This window comes from Aliikangiella coralliicola, assembly GCF_007004725.1.
In the GTDB taxonomy this organism is placed as follows: domain Bacteria; phylum Pseudomonadota; class Gammaproteobacteria; order Enterobacterales; family Kangiellaceae; genus Aliikangiella; species Aliikangiella coralliicola.
The window spans coordinates 171,304-192,210 of record NZ_ML660163.1 but is presented as its reverse complement, the minus strand read 5'-3'; the positions used below and the strand labels follow the sequence as shown (position 1 = coordinate 192,210).

The following is a 20,907-nucleotide window of genomic DNA, read 5'->3' as shown; positions in this document are numbered from 1 at the left end:
GGGGGAGAAGTATGAACTTTAATAAACCATACTGGTTGGCTACAAGTTTAATATGCCTGTCGCTTAATGTCGCTGCAGATAATACTGAGCTTAATTCTAATGCCACAATAACAACTGGAGACAAAAATACTTTAATCGGGGTTGATGCCGGTCGTAATACAACGACTCAAAGTGGAAATACCTTAGTTGGCAATCAGGCCGGTTATAACAATCAGGTCGACGAAAATGTGTTTGTTGGTTATCAAAGTGGTTATAGCAACACCACCGGTGTTCGTAATAGCTTTGTCGGAACTCAGGCCGGTTACAACAATTCGACGGGAGAAGATAATTCTTTCTTTGGTACAAAATCTGGTTATGCCAATACTACAGGCTCGCGCAATACTTTTATTGGTGAAGAGTCTGGTGAGGACAACACAACTGGTGATGACAATTCCTTTTTTGGAGAGGATGCGGGTAGAAACAATCAGTCAGGCTATCGAAATACTGCGCTGGGTTTTAATGCTTTGCGAGGTTTTGCTGCTGATAGTCATGATGGCTGGGGGAACACTGCCTTTGGTATGGAGGCAGGTGAAGAACTAGGAGCAGGTATCCGAAATACTTTTATTGGAAAACAGGCAGGGGCCGATGCTGATTTAAGTAACTTCAATACCATGGTGGGAGCGCGCGCAGGAGAAAATACCGAGAGTGGACACTTCAACACCTTTGTAGGAACCTTGGCTGGAAGAGAAAACGGCAGGACCGGAACTTCTGATTCGGCAAGCCGGAACACTTACCTTGGAGTCGGCGCGGGCTCGACAAATCGAACCGGGTCAGACAATGTGGTTTTAGGGGCATTCGCGGACTTTGCAGAGTGGACCGATACTGATGAAAATATTGAAACCGGGTTTCTAGGAGATCGCGGTACAGATACGGGAATGCCATCAGCCTCCAATCTTGATATAAGTCGTGTAACTGTGATGGGTGCTAGAGCAGTAGCAGAAGTCAATGATAGTATCGTGATCGGTTATGGCGCTAAAGCAACTTCGACTGCTAATAATGGTTCAATAGTCATCGGTGCCAACTCATCTGTAAGTCATTCAAACGCTGTTGTCATCGGTTATGGTGCTGTTAGCCACGCTGATAATACGGTTGTTTTCGGTAATGATAGTACTGTTGCCTGGAATCCTGGCAGTGATGGACAAACCGCTCTTGGCAGTAGCAGCTATCGATTTGCAGACTCCATCGCAAAAACCTTCACAACTTTAGGTGATATCGACAGCGCAGCCACCTGGACATTAACTGCCGACAATGGCGAAGACGCTGGCGACAGCTGGCAAATCAGCGCTGCAGATAACGGCGATCTTACTTTTAACAACGACGCTAGTGGTAGTTACATAGCTGCACTTACTTTAGCCAACAATGGTGATTTAACTATTAGCGGCGATCTCACTTTAGCTTCCGATGCCCGTTTAAAAACAGCGGTCACACCAATCGAAAATGGCTTGCAATTAGTTTCATTATTGCGAGGCGTAAAGTATCGATGGAAAGAAGAATTGCATCGCGATGATCGTGAGCATTATGGATTTATCGCTCAGGAAGTTGAAGCAGTTTTACCTGAATTAGTGACTGAAAATGACCAAGGAATTAAATCGGTTAACTATGTTGAAGTCACCCCTTTACTAATTCAAGCACTACAACAACTCGATGCAGAAAGCGTAGAAATTGACGAAGAAATTGCGCAACTCGAAGCAGAAATTGAGCAGTTAGCAAACCAGGTGGGACTTAAATAATGAGATGTCTTAGCCTGAATAAAAAGTTTTTAAATTCTCTGAAAAAAATTATTTTTTTGGTTGGCTTTATTGGTTGCCATTCTGCGCTCGCCGGTAATTTAAATATTCAAAGCGGCGGTAAATTAAAAGGCAGTGGCACCGTTAGCGGTGGTACTGTCAATTTACAATCTGGCGGTGCTATTGCGCCGGGTTCTAGTCCTGGATGTATTGCCGCGGGGAATTTATCCTTAAGCAGCGGCGGTTCGTTAGAAATTGAAATCGAAGGCAGTACTGCTTGTAGTGAATACGATCAACTTGATATTACAGGCAGCGTTAGTTTGGGCTCGGCGACTTTAGATATCGATACCACTAACTATACAGCAAATGCCGGCGATACTTTCACAGTAATTGATAATGATGCTGCTGATAGTGTGAGTGGCATTTTTAACGGTTTGGCTGAAGGTGGACAAGTTGATCAAAGCGGTTATGTTTTAACAATTAGTTACCAAGGTGGAGACGGTAACGATGTCACGCTGACTACAATTTTAAAACAAATTATTAGTTTTAATTCCATTAGCAATCAAGAATATGGTGACTCGCTAACACTTTCCGCCTCAGCGAGTTCTGGTCTAACTGTTTCTTACACTTCGACGACCACATCAGTTTGTACCGTCAGCGGCAGTTTCGTTTCTTTAATTAGTTTGGGCACTTGTTCAATTACTGCATCCCAATCGGGTGACTCAGATTACCTGGCTGCCGATGATGTCACGCAAAGTTTTAGTGTGACTCAAGCTAGTCAAACCATTACCTTTAATAGTCTTGCCGATAAAACTTATGGCGATGCCGACTTTGCCATTAGCGCAACAGCTTCTTCTGGATTAACCGTGAGTTTTACTTCTTCAACCACAGCGGTTTGTACTGTTAGTGGCTCAACTGTTTCTATTGTTGCGAGTGGTAGTTGTTCAATTACAGCATCACAAGCGGGTGATACTAACTACTTGGCAGCAACCAATGTTGCGCAAAGTTTTAGCGTCAATAAGGCTAGCCAAAATATTACTTTTGCAGCGCTGGCAAATAAAAATTTAGGTGATGCAGATTTTAATTTAAGTGCTTCAAGTAGCTCTGGTTTAACCGTGAGTTTTGCATCGAGTACAGCGGCAGTCTGTAGTGTTTCTAGTACAAGTGTGAGTTTGTTAAATGTGGGAACTTGCAGTATCACTGCGTCGCAAAACGGCGATACCAATTATTCCGCTGCGACTGATGTGGTGCAAAGCTTTAGCGTGTTAGATGCGACAGCGCCGGTGATTGTCTTACAGGGCAATGCGTCGATTACTATTGCCCAAGGCAGCAATTATAGTGATGCTGGAGCGACGGCTTCCGATAACGTGGACGGCGATATCAGCAGTTCCATTGTGACGGTTAATCCGGTGGACACCAATACCGTTGGCAGCTATACGGTGACTTATAATGTGTCTGATGCCGCCGGAAATGCGGCGACTCAAGTGACTCGCACAGTCAACGTCACAGACCAAACGAATCCTGTGATTTCTCTTATCGGTAATAGCAGTCTTACCATCGCGCAAGGTTCAACTTATACCGATGCCGGTGCTACCGCCAGTGATAATAATGATGGCGATATTTCTAGTTCAATCGTCACAGTTAATCCGGTGGATACCAGTACCGTCGGTAGTTATACCGTGACCTATAACGTTTCCGATGCAGCTGGAAATGCGGCGGCTCAAGTAACCCGAACTGTTAATGTTGCAGACCAAACGATTCCAGTAATTTCTCTCATTGGAAATAGCAGTCTCACCATCGCCCAAGATTCAATTTATTCGGACGCAGGTGCCACCGCTATCGATAATAACGATGGCGATATTTCGAGTTCCATCGTCACAGTTAATCCGGTAGATACCAGCACAGTCGGAAGTTATACGATTACTTATAATGTCTCCGATGCTGCCGGAAATGCCGCGGCTCAAGTAACACGAACCGTCAATGTGACGGACCAAACTGTGCCAGTGATTTCCTTAACCGGCGATGCCTCGGTTACTCTCGCGCAAGGTGATGTTTACAGCGATCAAGGTGCAACTGCCAGTGATAATAACGACGGCGATATTACCAGTTCAATTGTCACGGTGAATCCAGTAAACACCAATATCGTGGGTAGTTACACCATCACTTACAATGTTACTGATGCAGCTGGAAATGCCGCAGTTGAAGTCACTCGAACAGTAACGGTTACAGATCAAACGGCACCGGTCGTAACACCGCCCGCGGCTTTAACTGTTGCCGCTACCGATGCAAATGGCACCGCTAAAACAGATACTGATATCACTTTATTTTTAGCCTCAGCAACTGCTTCCGATGTTAACGATGGAGTGATTGCGACGGTCAACAATGATGCGCCAAGTATTTTTCCGTTAGGCACAACCACTGTCACTTTTAGCGCAACCGATGCGGCAGGAAATATTGGTAGCGCGCAATCAACTATCACCGTGACTGATCAAACTGCACCAGTAATTAGTTTAACCGGCGATGCTTCTGTTACCGTCAATATTGGTGATACCTATACTGATGCCGGTGCTACTGCGAGCGATAATGTGGATGGTGATATCACGGTTAATATTGTGGAAAGTGGTAGCGTTGATACGACTAATCTAGGCGTTTATACCTTACGCTACAATGTCGCCGATGCCGCCGGCAATAATGCTGTGGAAGTGACTCGTTCGGTGAGTGTACAAGATGCGTTTGCACCAGTTGTTTCTGCACCAACCAGTATTACTGTTGCGGCAGTCGATGCTAACGGAACACCGGCAACAGACACAGACATCCAAACTTTCTTAGCCGCAGCCTCCGCTAACGATGATGTGGATGGCGCCTTAACGCCGACCCATGATGCGCCCAGCATTTTTCCATTAGGCGTCACCACGGTGACTTTTAGTGCAACTGATAGTTCAGGCAATACCGGACAGTCACAAGCGACAGTGACTATTGCTGATCAAACGGCTCCAGTGATGACCTTAAATGGTGACAGTGCGATTACATTATCTGTCGGGGATACTTATACAGAACAAGGCGTAACTGCTAACGATAATGTGGACGGTGATATTAGTCACCAAGTGAATATTAATGGCAGTGTTGATACAAGTAGCCTGGGAATTTACATTCTGACTTATCGAATTAGTGACGCCTCCGGTAATGCCGCGACTGCGTTAACTCGTCAAGTAACCGTGCAAGACAATGACGCGCCGGTGGTCACCGTTCCTGCGAATATTACTGTGGCTGCGGTTGATGCTAACGGCACTCCAGATTCTGAAACTACAATCGCGAATTTCCTCTCGGGCGCCACAGCTAACGATCTAGTTGACGGTGATTTGGCGGTAACTCATGATGCCCCTACTGTGTTTCCATTGGGGATTACCACTGTCACATTTAGTGCAACTGACTTATCCGGCAACACGGGAGTCGCCCAGGCGACGGTGACGGTCACTGACCAAACTGCGCCTGTTATTACCTTGTCTGGTGATGCCGCCTTGATTATCGCCCAAGGCGACAATTATGTCGATGCAGGAGCTAGTGCCAATGATAATGTCGACGGCGATTTAACGGCACAAATTGTGATGACTGGTACAGTTGATACCAGTCAATTAGGTAGCTATCGATTAGCATTTAATGTGAGCGATGCTGCGAATAATGGTGCAGTGGAAGTTGAACGAATTGTCACTGTAACTGACCAAACTGCACCGGTGATTACTTTAATTGGCGATGCAGAAATCACGATTGCGCAAGGTTCCAGCTACATCGATGATGGGGCCAACGCCAGCGATAATGTTGACGGTGATTTAAGCAGTGTAATCACTGTGAGTGGTAGCGTGGATACCCATATTGTCGGCAGTTATACCTTAACTTATGACGTTGTAGACGCTGCGAATAATGCGGCCACATCAGTCACTAGGATTATCAATGTAACCGATCAAACCGCGCCGGAAATTACCCTCAATGGTGACGCTACGATGTTGCTGACCGTTGGCAATAGTTACGTAGAGCAGGGAGCTATTGCGACCGATAACAACGATGGCGATATCTCTGCTGATATTGTGATCAGCGGTGCGATAGATACTAATACCATTGGGACCTATATCTTAAGTTATGACGTTAGCGATGCTGCAGGAAATTCAGCAACGACTGTCATCCGAGAAATTGAGATTCAGGATACTGATTGGGACGGTGACGGCATCGGAGATTCTGTTGATCCGGACGACGACAATGATGGTATCGACGATAGAGAAGACGCATTCCCTTATGATGAAAATGAATGGGAAGATTCTGACGGTGATGGTATCGGTAATAATGCAGATACTGATGACGATAATGATGGTGTTTCAGATGACGAAGATGCGTTCCCATTTGATGAAAATGAATGGCTTGATACTGACGGTGACGGCATAGGTAATAATCAAGACACTGATGACGATAATGATGGTGTTGCAGATGACGAAGATGAATTCCCATTAGATGGAACCGAATGGCAGGATTCTGATGGAGATGGTATCGGCGATAACAGTGATGACACCCCTTATCCTTATTCCGGTGATGTTAATTTTGAACTGACTGATTATGTTGTTGCTGAGAATGGTTTATCTGTTGAAGTAAAAGTAATCCGTAGCAATGGCGATTATGGAGAGTTGACCATTGACTATGCAATGCAAGACGGGAGTAATCCAGATAGCTCTGCGACCGCAACTAATGATTATGAATTTGCGGCAGCTACCTTAGCATTTGCAAACGGTGAAACCGAACAATCTATTTGGGTTAACATTGTTGATGACTCAACTTACGAAGGTGATGAATCATTTACGCTTAATCTAAGTAATTTACAAAGTGTGGGCGAGTCTTCGATCGGCTTGGACTCGATCGCGATAGTTACCATTCAAGAAGACGACCCAGTGCCAGCTGCTGGTGAAATTGGATTTGAATTTGATAGTGCGATTGTTGATGAAAATGATGGTACGGTAACCATCAAAATTCTTCGTGAAGGCGGTAGCAGTGGTGAAGTTTCTGTTGCCTATGCCACGCGAGATTCTAGTGCACATTCGGTGAGTGACTATTTAGCAACTAGTCAGACTTTAATCTTTGCTGATGGAGAACTGGAAAAAGATATCACGATTGATTTGGTTGACGATGAGCTTTATGAATCAGATGAAGTTTTTGAATTAGCATTATCCAATATTACTGGTGGTGCCACCTTGGGCACTTCAGTAATCAAGGTGACCATTTTAGACAATGACCCTGTACCGGCAGCCGGTGTTTTATCCTTTGAGTTTGATAGTTACCAGGTCAATGAAAATGATCACTCGTTGCTGGTAACTGTTATTCGAGAAGGTGGTAGCTTAGGTGAGGTGAGTGTGGATGTCGTTTCGCAAAATGATTCGGCCACCGCCGCAGAAGATTATCAAATTGTTAATCAAACAGTGAGCTTTGCAGACGGTGAAATCAGTCAAACTATCAGTGTGAGTTTAATTGACGACTCTGAATATGAAGGCAACGAAAGTTTCGATTTGCAATTGACCAATGTTGCGGGAACTGAGCTGGCTAATCAAATAGTGGCCAAGGTGATTATCAATGAAGACGAACCAATACCTTCGGCCGGCATTATTCAATTTAGTGGCGTTGCTTATCAAGCGGATGAAGATGCGACTGACTTAATTGTCACTGTCACTCGAACACTTGGCAGTGTCGGGGAAGTCAGTGCTGATTTATCGGTGATATCCGGTGATGCCACTCATGGTATTGATTACCGTATTGCGAATTCCAGTTTGACATTCCCGGATGGCGAAGTGAGTCAATCGGTATCCATTGTTATCTTTGATGACAGGGACTATGAAGGCGATGAATATTTTACCTTGGGTTTAGCTAACTTAGATGGTGACGCCAGCATCGGATCAGTAAGTGAGTCAGTTGTCACCATTCGAGAAAACGAATTAGTTCCAGAAGGCGGTAATGTTCGGTTTAGTGGAACTCAGTACACTATCAATGAATCATTCGATCAATTAACTATTACTGTGGTGAGAGTCGATGGCAGTTATGGCGATATTAGTGTTGATTATCAAATTAATAACGGTAGCGCGGTTAATGGTGAAGACTTTAATGTTGCAGAAGGAAGTTTGTACTTTGCCGATGGTGAAGTTCAAAAACAAATTCAGATTAATATTACCGATGATACACAGGATGAAAGCGATGAAACTTTTAATGTCGTATTACACAATCCTGTTAACACCACCATTTTGGATGAAAGCAATGCCACGGTAACTATTACTGACAATGACGTTAAAGTCGAAGATGAGGAAGAGCAGAGTACTTCTTCTGGTGGTGGTTCACTTTCTTGGTTGTGGTTAGCGTTGATGTTTCTTGCACGTAAACGGACAAAAGTTTTACAGAGCAAAGTTTAACTGTCGTTAGAGAAAAAAATTATCCTCCGTATTAAATGAATTTGATTTTATTTTTACGGAGGGATTTACTCGCATTTTTGAATCAATTAGAAAGCACCGTCATCTCGACCAACGTGGAGAGATCTCCTAAAGGTATCGACAAGCTCACCCCATTGTAGTTTTCAAAGCAGTGAGCCTTTCTTATTTCAAATTTTGATGAGAGGTTAAGCTGGAACATGTCTGTGGGAGATCTCTCGGTAATTGCTCCGGTGTGCCGGACCACTGAATTACTCTACCTCCTGCATCCATGCAGTCGTCCACTACGGTCGAGATGACGAGAGAAACAACTCCCCTTTCAAACCCCTTATAAGAATTCTCAATTTCAACTTATTGCTTATAAAGCTTTCTTATAAGCAATTACCGTAAAAATATTGCTTATAGATTGCTAACCTATTGAAATATAAATGTTTTAATTGTTGGCATAAATTTAGCTTTGCGAACCTCATTGTTAAATGAAATTGCTATCACCCGCAGTAGATAGGTGAAAAAGGATAAGCAAAAATATGCAGTTCAATCTCTTTATTCTTAAAGTCCGTCAGTTAAGTCAATTGGTTGTATTGCTTAACCTGGCTTTGGTCAGTCTTTTAATTAGCCCAACGCTATCGGCCGAAAGTGGCCGTTCTGATTATGACCTGGACGACGATGGTCTGATCGAAATTAATGATTTGGATGATTTAAATGAAATCCGCAATCATCTTGATGGTACAGCGCTTTATGGTTCGAGCACTGGTTGCCCTAACACGGGTTGTATCGGTTTTGAATTAACCACTGACTTAGATTTTGATACTAATGGTGATGGCGTTGTTGATACCAATGATGACTATTGGGAATCAACGAGTATTGCAGAGGGTTGGCAACCCATCGGAGACACCAACGCGCCTTTTACAGCAATCTTTGAAGGTAATGACTTTAAGATTCTCAATCTAGTGATTGAAGGTGTTGGTTCTACAACAACTATCGGCTTATTCCGAGCGGTTGATGGCGCAGTATTTCAAAACTTTTCAATTGAAGGTGAGCATACAAGGGTTCAGGGGAGAGGGCATATCGGTTTGTTATTTGGACAAGGCGATAATGCTGGTGTAACTCTTTCCAATTGTGATTTCTCTGGTGAAGTTGTTGCAACACTTGCAAGTGTCGGTGGGATTGGGGGTTATGCTAGTGAAGCAGACATTTCCAATTGCGAAGTTAATGTTTCTGTTTCAACAACTGGGGATTTTGCAGGTGGATTTTTAGCTCAACTTAGCGGCAAGTCTACAATTTCGAATTCTGTTTTTACTGGATCTGTGAGTGGTCAAGAAGATGTGGGGGGATTCATTGGTTCTTCCAGGGATATTGAAATATACCAAAGCTATGTAAACGCTGATATAACAGGAACCAGCATTTATACCGGTGGGTTTGTCGGTAGATTATTTGGTTTCCAGACCAAAGACACGATTATTGAAAATAGTTTTGTGATGGGATCGGTTTCTGGGCTTCTAAGTGTTGGTGGATTTATTGGACAGGCCACTCCCAACGGTTCATTTGAAATCCGCAATAGTTTTTCCGCGGCAAGTGTCCATGGTGAAGATACAATCGGAGGCATTGTAGGACTTGTACTTGCTGACCTGACTCTAGAATCAGTATTAGCTTATGGTAGTGTTACTGATACCGGAGAAGTTGCCGATGTTGAAATCGGTGGTTTAGTTGGGGCAAGTTTGGCAACCATTACTACGAATGAAACCTACTGGGATATTGAGTCAACTGGGCAATCATCTAGCGCAGATGGTAATAGCACAGGATTGACCACTAGCGAATTACAGTGCCCACAAAATCCAGGCGATAATGGATGTCTCGTTACGCCATATGGCTCCTGGTCAACCGATGATTGGGATTTTGGTGATACTAATCAGTATCCAGGACTAATCATCGACGGTGTGATTTATCGTGATAATGATGCTGATGGTGTTTCTGATGACGATGATGATTTTCCCAATGATGCTTCTGAAACAACTGATAGCGATGGTGACGGCGTGGGTGATAATGCGGATGCCTTTCCTAATGATGCTTCTGAAACAACCGATAGTGACGGCGATGGTTTAGGTGATAACACTGAAATAGCACAAGGAATGGATCCAAATGACGCGGACGATTTTTATCAAGATTCCGATGGGGACCATATCCTCGATGGATATGAAGTTTTGCAGGGCACAGACCTAAATGATGCCAATGATTTCCTGACGCCGCTTGATGAAAGTGTAAATGGTGGCGGCTACTTTGAACTGTCGGTATTTCCTTCTGCTGACTATTTCGAAAATAATTCTCCATTGTTGAAAAATGGTGATGATGGACATCTCTATGTAGTTGGGACATTAAGAGGTGATGAAATCTCCTTCTATCTTTCTCGTTTTAATGCTGATATGACGATAGATACAAATTACGCAAGCGATGGATTTGTTTATGGCTATGATCTGGGAGTTGAAACTTACCAGCCAAGAGACATAGGCTTTGAAGCCGATGGGAGTCGAATACTCGTGCTACCTGAATGCGATAAAGCAACTTGTCTATTAGCACTAGATGACGCTGGCAATTTATCTTCGCAACGTTTCACAACCCAGCCCACACCTGGTCAGTATAAACTTGCAAACTCCTCAGACGATGAGGTGCTAGCTGCTTCTAGTAGTAATGGTGGGATGTTGGTGTACAGCAGTGTTAGAGGAAGCGATGGCGCAACTCGAGTATTTCGACTCGATGAAAACGATGAGTTAGACACCACCTTTTATGAAGATAACACTTACAGAAACTTTGATTTTTACTCCGGAAGCGGCCCGGAAAGTACTGTTGCAGTGATTGAAACGGCAGACGATGAGTTTTTGCTTGCTTCTCGACAGAGTAGAACTCTCAATTTTGCCAAAATTGATAGTCAGGGGTTACTGATAGATTCGTTTGGAAGCAGTGGTATTATCAATGATGTTTTAGGAAACGATCGTACGCCTGATTTTATCATTTCAGATCAGGCTGGTGGTTTTATTGTTCTCACTAGTGATTGGTCAGATGATGATAAAGGTGTTTATCTCTATCGTTTAAATTCCGACGGGACAATAGATACAAACTTTGGTGCTGATGGGTACGCCGCACTGCTGAACCCTACCGATAATACTTTTGTGTTTTTGACAGGCATATTTCAACAGGAAGATGGTCATCTATTGGCGACCTACTATTACCATAACGATGCTACTGGTAGCTTTATTGCAGTGTTGGCTAAGCTGACAGAGACAGGTGAGCTGGTAAGCGATTTTGGTATCAATGGGCTTGCTACATACAGTTTAGATGATTTCAACAGTCCTGAATCGGTCGCCTTAACCGATGATCATAATATTGTGATGGCCGGTTCTGCTGATGACTATTCATTCAACTATTTTCTAGTGTTTGCCAATACTAATGATAATGATGGCGATGGTGTGATTGATGAAGAGGATGCATTTCCTAACGACGCGGATGAAACTTTAGATTCTGACGGTGACGGAATTGGCAACAACGCTGATACCGACGATGATAACGATGGCGTAACTGACGACCAGGATGCTTTCCCGTTTGACAATACAGAATGGCAAGACACAGATGGCGATGGGATTGGTAATAATGCTGATACCGATGATGATAATGACGGTGTAAGTGACGACGATGATGCATTTCCTTTAGATGATTCTGAAACAACAGATACCGATGGAGATGGTGTCGGTAATAATGCTGACACCGATGATGATAATGATGGTGTTTTAGATGACGACGATGCCTTTCCGTTAGATGATTCTGAATGGCAAGATTCCGATGGTGATGGTATTGGTGATAACAGCGATACCACACCTTATCCCTACTCAGGTGATCTAAATTTTGAATTCACCGATTATGTGGTTGCGGAAAATGGTTTCAGTGTTGATGTAAAAGTCACTCGAACTAACGGTGACTATGAAGAACTCACCGTTGATTACACAATGCAAGATGGTGCTGATCCGGATAGCTCTGCGACGGCTACCAATGATTATGTGTTTGTGGCTGATACTTTAACTTTTGCTGATGGTGAAACGGAACAAACTATTACGGTTAGTATTGTTGATGATTTAACTTATGAAGGCGATGAATCTTTTACTGTCACTTTAAACAATTTGCAAAGTACTGGTGATTCTTCTCTTGGTTCAGTAGCCACCACTACAATTACTATTCAAGAAGACGACCCGGTTCCACCGGCTGGTGAAATCGGTTTTGAGTTTGCTACTGATCAAGTGAATGAAAATGATGGTGATACTTCTCTTAAGGTTGTTCGTGATGGTGGTAGCTTTGGTGAGGTTTCAGTTTCATTAGTTACTCAGGATGATAGCGCAACGGCAACGAATGATTATGTCGCTTCAAGTCAGACGCTAACTTTTGCTGATGGAGAAATTGAAAAAGTTATCACCATTAGTTTAGTTGATGATGATGCGTATGAGTCTGATGAATCATTCAGCCTCTTACTTTCGAATGTCACTGGTAGTGCGACTTTAGGAACTTCAATTACGACGGTAACCATTCTAGATAATGAACCTGTGCCACCGGCTGGCGTGTTATCCATTGAAAATGATAGCTATCAAATCAATGAAAATGATACTTCATTGGATATCACTGTGATTAGAACTGGCGGAGACTTTGGTGCAGTCAGTGTCGATATTGTTTCACAAAATGATTCAGCTACTTCAGGCGATGATTATCAAAGTATCAATCAAACTTTAAACTTTGCTGATGGTGAAATTGCTAAGACGGTCACTGTTAACTTAATTGATGATTCAACTTATGAAGGCGATGAAACTTTTAATCTAGAGCTGACCAATGTAGTTGGTACCTCGATTAATAATCCAATCACTTCAACAGTCACCATTTTAGAAAATGATGCCGTTCCACCAGCAGGTGTCATTCAATTTAGTGGCGCGACTTATTCAGTTGATGAAGGTGATGGTAGTTTAACTGTCACGGTAGTTCGCTCTAATGGAAGTTTTGGTGACGCGAGTATTGGCATTAGTGTCGATGGTGGTAGCGCAACTAATCTTCTAGATTATCGATTGAGTGATGAACAACTGACCTTTGTTGATGGTGAAACCAGTCAATCGTTCTCAATTTTAATTCTTGATGATAGTGAGTATGAAGGTGAAGAAAATTTAACGCTGCGATTAACTCACTTAAACGGTGATGCAAGTTTAGGAAGTATCGAACAAACCACTATCATCATTGTTGAAAATGATCCGGTTCCAGCAAGTGGTGATATTCAACTAAGCGGAAGCTCATTTAACATTAGTGAGTCATTCAGTGAATTGACTATAACAGTTCTAAGAGCCAATGGTAGTTTTGGTGACATTAGCGTTGACTATGAATACTCTGATGGTACTGCCATTAATGGTGAAGACTTTAACGCAACTAACGGCACTTTATTTTTTGCTGATGGAGAGACAAGTCAAACGATAACGATTGGTATTGTTGATGACAGTCAGGATGAAAGTGATGAATCTTTTGAGATTGCATTGGTTAATCCAGTCAACACAATCATCGCAGGTGAAGCAACAGCAACTATTAACATTAGTGATAATGATGAGACTGAAGTAGAGCCGGAGGTTGAGACTGAATCATCATCTGGTGGTGGTTCCATTTCATGGTTGTTGTTAGGATTAATATTTTTTGCGCGTAAACGGTTCAATCTTAACAGACGAGAAGTTTAACTAGTTAGCGTAAAAACAATCCTCCGTATTCAGTGAATTTGATTTCATTTTTTACGGAGGGTTTAGCTCGCATTTTTGAATGAATAAAAAAGCTCCATCTTCCCGAATTGTTCTGTCATCTCGACTGGAATGGAGAGATCTCCTAAAGGTATTGACAGTCTCAACCCGATCGCAGTTTTTAATTCAGATAGTCTTTCTTATTTCAATTATTGACGAGAGATTGAGCTAGTAAATGTCGGCGGGAGATCTCTCCACGTTGGTCGAGATGACCATAATAACAATTCCCCCTAAATTCCCTTATAAGAAAAAAACATCCTCAAATTATTGCTTATAGAATTTTATAAGCAATTACCGATAAATCTATTGCTTATAGATTTCTTAACTTATTGAAAATTAATAGCTTTTTATTTTGGCATGGTTCTAGCTGTGTAGGTGTCATTGTTGAATATAAATGCTATTACCCATCGCCGATAGGTGGAAAAGGATAAGCGAAATCATGCAGTTAAAACTCTTTATTCTTAAAGTCCGTCAGTTAAGCCAATTTGTTGTATTGCTTAATCTGGCATTGGTCAGCCTTTTAATTAGCCCAATGCTTTCAGCTGAAAGTGGTCGTTCTGATTATGATTTAGATGACGATGGCTTAATTGAAATTAATGATCTGGAAGACCTCAATGAAATTCGCAATCATCTTGATGGTACCGCGCTTTATGGTAGTAGTGCTGGCTGTCCCATTGCTGGTTGTACTGGTTTTGAGTTAACCACAAATTTGGATTTTGATACTGACGGTGATGGTGTGATGGATGCCAACGATACCTACTGGAATAGTGGGGCAGGTTGGGAACCGATGGGGAGTCAGGTTGAACCATTCTCTGCAACTTTGGAAGGCAATGACTATTCAATCTTAAATCTTTACATCAATAGGACCTCTAATAGTAATGTTGCTTTATTTGCTTATGTGGATAATGCGACATTCCAGAATATTCATATTGGCGGTGAGTTAACAAGTATTGCTGGCGATTCCTTCACTGCTGGCTTTGCTGGAGAAAGTAGTACTGTCGGAAGTAAATTTCAAAATTGCTCATTTAATGGTGTTATATCGGGAGTTTCAACGCTTGGTGGTCTAATTGCTTATACAGAGGGCGGTAGTATTGAGAATTGCCGAGTAGAAGCGACAATTACTGGAACTGGATCTCGAGTGGGGGGATTAGTCGCAACGTCAGTTGCTGATTTAAATATCGAATTTAGCCAGTTTATTGGTAATGTATCCGGGCTTCATACTATTGGTGGGTTGATTGGTTCTAGCGATAGCATCTCGATTAGCAACAGTTATGTTATCGCAGATGTGACTGCAACCACCGATTCAGCTGGTGGATTAGTCGGTGATATAACTACTCGTTCTAGTGCTAATACTCCGGACTCGTTGATCAATAATAGTTTTGTATTAGGCGAGGTGAAAGGCACCTTACTGATCGGTGGGCTTATCGGTTTGCAATCTACTAATCAAGCACTAGAGATTAGAGATGTGAATGTCGGCAGTTCGGTGATTGGTACGGATTGGGTTGGCGGGCTTATTGGTTACAATGACCTTAGCGTCACTTTAAATCGTGTATTAGCCTATGGTCAGGTATTCGGCAATGCAGAGGTGGGTGGATTAGTTGGCTATAGTGACTCGGTAATCACAGCTACCGAAACTTACTGGGATACAGATACGTCCGGACAAACTACAACCTACGGCAATTACGGAACCGGACTCACTACTAGCGAATTACAATGCCCACAAAAACCGGGTGATGATGGATGCTCTGTCGCGCTCTATACAACTTGGTCAACAGACGACTGGGATTTTGGAGGAACCAGTCAATATCCGGGCCTGATTATTAACAATATTGTTTATCATGACACTGATAATGATAACGACGGTATTCCGGATGTTATCGACGTTGACCTGGACGATGATGGTCTTATCGAAATAGACAGCCTTGATGACCTGAGAGAAATTGAAAACAACCTAGATGGAACTGGACTTTACCGTTCTAGTGCGGGTTGTCCAAATTCTGGATGTAACGGTTTTGAATTAACCACCGATTTAGATTTTGATACCAATGGTGATGGCGTTGTTGATGCCAATGATGATCATTGGGAATCAACCAGTATTGCCGATGGTTGGCAACCTATCGGAGGAGAAGGCAATCCTTTTACCGCAATCTTTGAAGGTAATGATTTTAAAATCCTAAATTTAGTTATTGAGAGTAGTAACGCAACATCAAGTATCGGTTTATTCCGAACAGTTGATGGTGCGGTTTTTCGTAACTTTTCAATTGACGGCGAACTTACCAGTGTCCAGGGAGGAGCGAATACTGGTTTATTATTTGGACAAGCGGATAATGCTGGCCCATCTCTCTACACTTGTTATTTCTCAGGTAAAGTCGTTTCGACTATAAGTAATGTTGGCGGCATTGGAGGTTACACTGCAAGTGCTGATGTTACTAATTGCAAAGTGAATGTATCTGTTTCTACAACAGGAAGTTATGCCGGCGGATTTTTCTCTCAACTTATCAGCTACTCGACAATTTCAGATTCATTTTTTAATGGAACAGTGAATGGTCAAAGACGTGTTGGTGGATTGACAGGGGAATCTAATGATATAGAAATTAGAGATAGTTATGTTATTGCAAAAATTGAGGGATCCAGTGATTTTGTTGGCGGACTAGTTGGGCAACTATTTGCCGCAAACTCAACAATAATCGAAAATAGTTTTGTAATGGGATCGGTTTCAGGCTCCGAGTTTATCGGTGGCTTTGTTGGCTTCGGTAGTTCCAGTCAATCCTTTGACATCCGCAATAGTTATTCAGCAGCAAGTGTTGATGGCAGTGACCTTATAGGAGGGATAATAGGACTTGCGTCTTTGGATGTTACTCTAGAGTCAGTCCTTGCATTTGGCAGCGTGACTGATAACGGCGTGAAAGCCAACCCAGAAATAGGTGGTTTAGTAGGAGACGGCTTTAGTGTTACTGCAATTGAAGCCTATTGGGATGTTGATACAACCGGGCAAACTTCTACTTCTGGCAATAACGGCACAGGGCTAACCACTAGCGAACTGCAGTGCCCAACTTCTCCAGGTGATGTAACCTGTTTAACTCCAGTTTATTCAAACTGGTCTTCCAGTAATTGGGATTTTGGTACAGACGTTCAATACCCCGTCTTAACAATTAACGGTTTTGTCTATCGTGATAGCGATGATGACGGCGTATGGGATAGTGAAGATGCTTTTCCAAATGATCCAACAGAAACAGTCGATACTGATGGTGATGGAATCGGTAACAATGCCGATACGGATGATGATAATGACGGCGTTTTAGACGGCGACGATGCTTTTCCAGAAGATGCTTCAGAGTCAGCTGACGGTGATGCTGATGGCGTCGGTGATAACAGTGATGTTGATTTAGATAATGATGGTCTGATCGAAATCGACAGTCTTGATGATCTGAAAGAAATTAATAATCATTTGGATGGAACTGGACTTTATGGTTCTAGCGCAGGTTGTTTAAGCTCCGGTTGTAACGGTTTTGAATTAACCACCGATTTAGATTTTGATACCAATGGCGATGGTGTTGTTGATGCCAATGACGATTATTGGGAATCAACCAGTATTGCAGATGGATGGCAACCTATCGGAGATTTTAATAATCCCTTTACTGCAATTTTTGAAGGCAATGGATTTAAAATCCTCAACTTGGTCATTGAAAGTTCTAGTGGATTGATAGGGTTATTTAAGGTTATAGATGGTGCCGAGTTTCGAAATATTTCGATAGAAGGAGAGCATACTAGGGTCCAAGGTGTTTCTAATATCGGCTTGTTATTTGGACAAGCATATAACGACAATTTTACTTTGACTAACTGCTATTTCTCCGGCGAAGTCATATCGACGGTTCATGTTGCTGGTGGTATAGGTGGTTATGCTAGAGGCGTGACAGTTTCTAATTGTGTTGTGAATGTTTCAGTGTTTTCTCCCGGCAGTTTGGTGGGGGGATATTTTGGAAGCATTGATGCGGATTCTACTATTAAAAATTCTAGTTTTTCCGGGACTGTGGACGGATCTCAAATAGTTGGTGGATTCGTTGGTTTTTCCAAGAGCTTACAAATTTCTGACAGTTATGTGATTGCTGAAATTACTGGAACCGGCAATTATGTCGGTGGATTAGCAGGGCAATCTAATGGTACCGGTAGTATCGATAATATTATCGAAAACAGTTTTGTCATGGGGTCTGTTTCCGGTTTAGAAAATGTCGGTGGATTATTTGGTTTGGGTTATGCCTCAGCCCCTAACGTCTTTGAAATTCGCAATAGCTATTCTGCTGCTAAAGTTCATGGGAAAGACATTGTTGGAGGGATTATTGGGGTTGCTTATTCAGATATGACCCTAGAATCGGTGCTTGCCTACGGTAGCGTAACCGATACCGGAGAAGTCGCCGATGTGAATATAGGTGGTTTAATAGGAGGAGGCTCCGGAACCTTTACCACGATTGAAGCCTACTGGGATACCGAGTCAACAGGGCAATTATCAACCTTCAACGATAGTGGCACCGGATTTACCACTAGCGAATTACAATGCCCAACTTCTGCAGGTGATGCAACTTGTTCCGCTTTAGTTTATTCAAACTGGTCTACTACCCTTTGGGATTTTGGCACTAGCGATCAATACCCGGCGCTTATTCTTAATAATCTAGCTTATCGTGATAATGATATCGATGGAATTGAAGATAACAGTGACCTAGATGATGATAATGACGGCGTTAACGATGATGACGATGACTTTCCAAATGATGATTCTGAAACAATAGATACCGATGGAGATGGTATTGGTAACAATGCAGATACCGATGATGATAATGACGGAGTTTTAGATGACGACGATGCCTTTCCGTTAGATGATTCTGAGTGGCAAGATTCCGATGGCGATGGTATTGGTGATAACAGTGATAGCACACCTTATCCCTACTCAGGTGATCTAAATTTTGAATTCACCGATTATGTGGTTGCGGAAAATGGTTTCAGTGTTGATGTAAAAGTCACTCGAACTAATGGTGATTATGAAGAACTCACCGTTGATTACACCATGCAAGATGGTAGTGATCCAGATAGCTCAGCGACGGCGACCAATGATTATATCTTTGTGGCTGATACTCTGACTTTTGTTGATGGTGAAACGGAACAAACCATTACTGTTAACGTTGTTGATGATTCGACTTATGAAGGCGATGAATCTTTTACCGTCACTTTAAACAATTTGCAAAGTATTGGTGATTCTTCACTCGGTTCAGTAGCAACCACAACGATTACTATTCAAGAAGACGACCCGGTTCCACCAGCTGGTGAAATCGGTTTTGAGTTTGCTGCTGATCAAGTGAATGAAAATGATGGTGATATTTCTCTTAAGGTTGTGCGTGATGGGGGAAGTTATGGTGAAGTTTCCGTTTCTTTAGTGACTCAAGATGATAGTGCGACGGCCACTAACGATTATGTGGCTTCAAGTCAGACACTGACTTTTGCTGATGGGGAAATTGAAAAAGTTATCACCATTAGTTTAGTAAATGACAATGTCTATGAATCCGACGAGTCATTTAGCGTAGTTCTATCAAATGTGACTGGTGGTGCTACCTTAGGTACTTCGACTGCAACCGTAACCATATTAGATGATGAACCTGTGCCACCTGCGGGTGTGTTATCCATTGAAAATGACAGTTATCAAGTAAATGAAAATGATAGTTCATTCGATATATCTGTTATCAGAACTGGCGGAGACTTTGGAACAATTAGTGTTGATATTGTTTCGCAGAATGACTCAGCTACTGCAGGTGATGATTATCAAAGTATCAATCAAACTTTAACTTTTGCTGATGGTGAAATTGCTAAAACAGTCTCTGTTAACTTAATTGATGATTCAACCTATGAAGGTGATGAGAGTTTTAATCTAGAGCTGACGAATGTAGTTGGTACCTCAATTAATAATCCGAACAACTCAACAGTCACCATTTTAGAAGATGATGCCGTTCCACCAGCAGGCGTGATTCAATTTAGTGGCGCGACTTATTCAGTTGATGAAGGTGATGGCAGTTTAACGGTCACGGTAGTTCGCTCTAATGGAAGCTTTGGTGATGCAAGTATTGGTATTAGTGTCGAGGGTGGTAGCGCTACTAATCTTTTAGATTATCGATTGAGTGATGAACAACTGACCTTTGTTGATGGTGAAACCAGTCTATCGTTCACAATTTTAATTCTTGATGATAGTGAGTATGAAGGCGAAGAAAATTTAACATTGCGATTAACTCACTTAAATGGTGATGCGAGTTTAGGCAGTATCGAACAAACCACTATTACTATTGCTGAAAATGATCCGGTCCCAGCAAGTGGTGATATTCAATTCAGCGGAAGCTCATTTAGCATTAGTGAGTCGTTTAGTGAATTGACCATAACCGTTTTAAGAGCCAATGGTAGTTTTGGTGACATTAGCCTTGACTATGAATTTACTAATGGTACCGCTATTAATGGTGAAGACTTTAACGCAACTAACGGGACTTTGTTTTTCGCCGATGGAGAGACAAGCCAAACGATAACGATTGGTATTGTTGATGACACTCAGGATGAAACCAATGAGTCTTTTGAGATCGCATTAACTAATCCCACTAACACCATTATCACAGGCGAAAATAGCGCTACGATAACTATCACCGACAATGATGTCTCAGCAGAAGATGAAGAGGAACAGACAGCATCTTCCGGTGGTGGTGCAATGTATCAAATTCTATTTGTGTTATTAATTTTGGTTGGGGCTAGGAAGCTCGCTATGCAAAAGTTTGTTATGCGAAAAGTTACTAGCACTAGTAAAAAAACAGAATTTTGATTGAGTTAAATATTTAATATGATTTGCGAGTTTTACCTCTATTTTAA

General features: G+C 42.3%; 4 protein-coding genes. All 4 read left to right on the top strand.

Going from position 1 to position 20,907, the window contains the following annotated elements; all coding sequences use genetic code 11:
• Positions 1-11: 11 nt before the first annotated feature.
• The 4 genes from FLL46_RS09695 to FLL46_RS09680 all read left to right on the top strand — a co-directional run bounded on the left by FLL46_RS09695 (position 12) and on the right by FLL46_RS09680 (position 20,860).
• Entirely contained in the window at positions 12-1,769 is a 1,758-nt protein-coding gene (locus tag FLL46_RS09695) for a tail fiber domain-containing protein (RefSeq protein ID WP_142893313.1), read from the top strand.
• Positions 1,769-8,200, top strand: a complete 6,432-nt coding sequence (locus FLL46_RS27600; RefSeq protein ID WP_142893312.1) for an immunoglobulin-like domain-containing protein — start codon at positions 1,769-1,771, stop codon at positions 8,198-8,200. Before FLL46_RS09695 ends, FLL46_RS27600 begins: the two co-directional genes overlap by 1 nt.
• A 542-nt stretch (positions 8,201-8,742) precedes the next feature.
• Positions 8,743-13,959: a Calx-beta domain-containing protein gene (locus FLL46_RS09685; RefSeq protein WP_142893311.1), complete on the top strand. Its 5,217-nt coding sequence runs from the start codon at positions 8,743-8,745 to the stop codon at positions 13,957-13,959.
• Between the two features lie 496 nt (positions 13,960-14,455).
• Positions 14,456-20,860, top strand: a complete 6,405-nt coding sequence (locus FLL46_RS09680) for a Calx-beta domain-containing protein (protein WP_168204113.1) — start codon at positions 14,456-14,458, stop codon at positions 20,858-20,860.
• The last annotated feature ends 47 nt before the right edge of the window (positions 20,861-20,907 follow it).

Excerpts from the sequence above, each read along its gene's own strand:
- FLL46_RS09695 (WP_142893313.1), top strand. The coding sequence starts at position 12 with ATGAACTTTAATAAACCATACTGGTTGGCTACAAGTTTAATATGCCTG.
- FLL46_RS27600 (WP_142893312.1), top strand. The coding sequence starts at position 1,769 with ATGAGATGTCTTAGCCTGAATAAAAAGTTTTTAAATTCTCTGAAAAAA.
- FLL46_RS09685 (WP_142893311.1), top strand. The coding sequence starts at position 8,743 with ATGCAGTTCAATCTCTTTATTCTTAAAGTCCGTCAGTTAAGTCAATTG.
- FLL46_RS09680 (WP_168204113.1), top strand. The coding sequence starts at position 14,456 with ATGCAGTTAAAACTCTTTATTCTTAAAGTCCGTCAGTTAAGCCAATTT.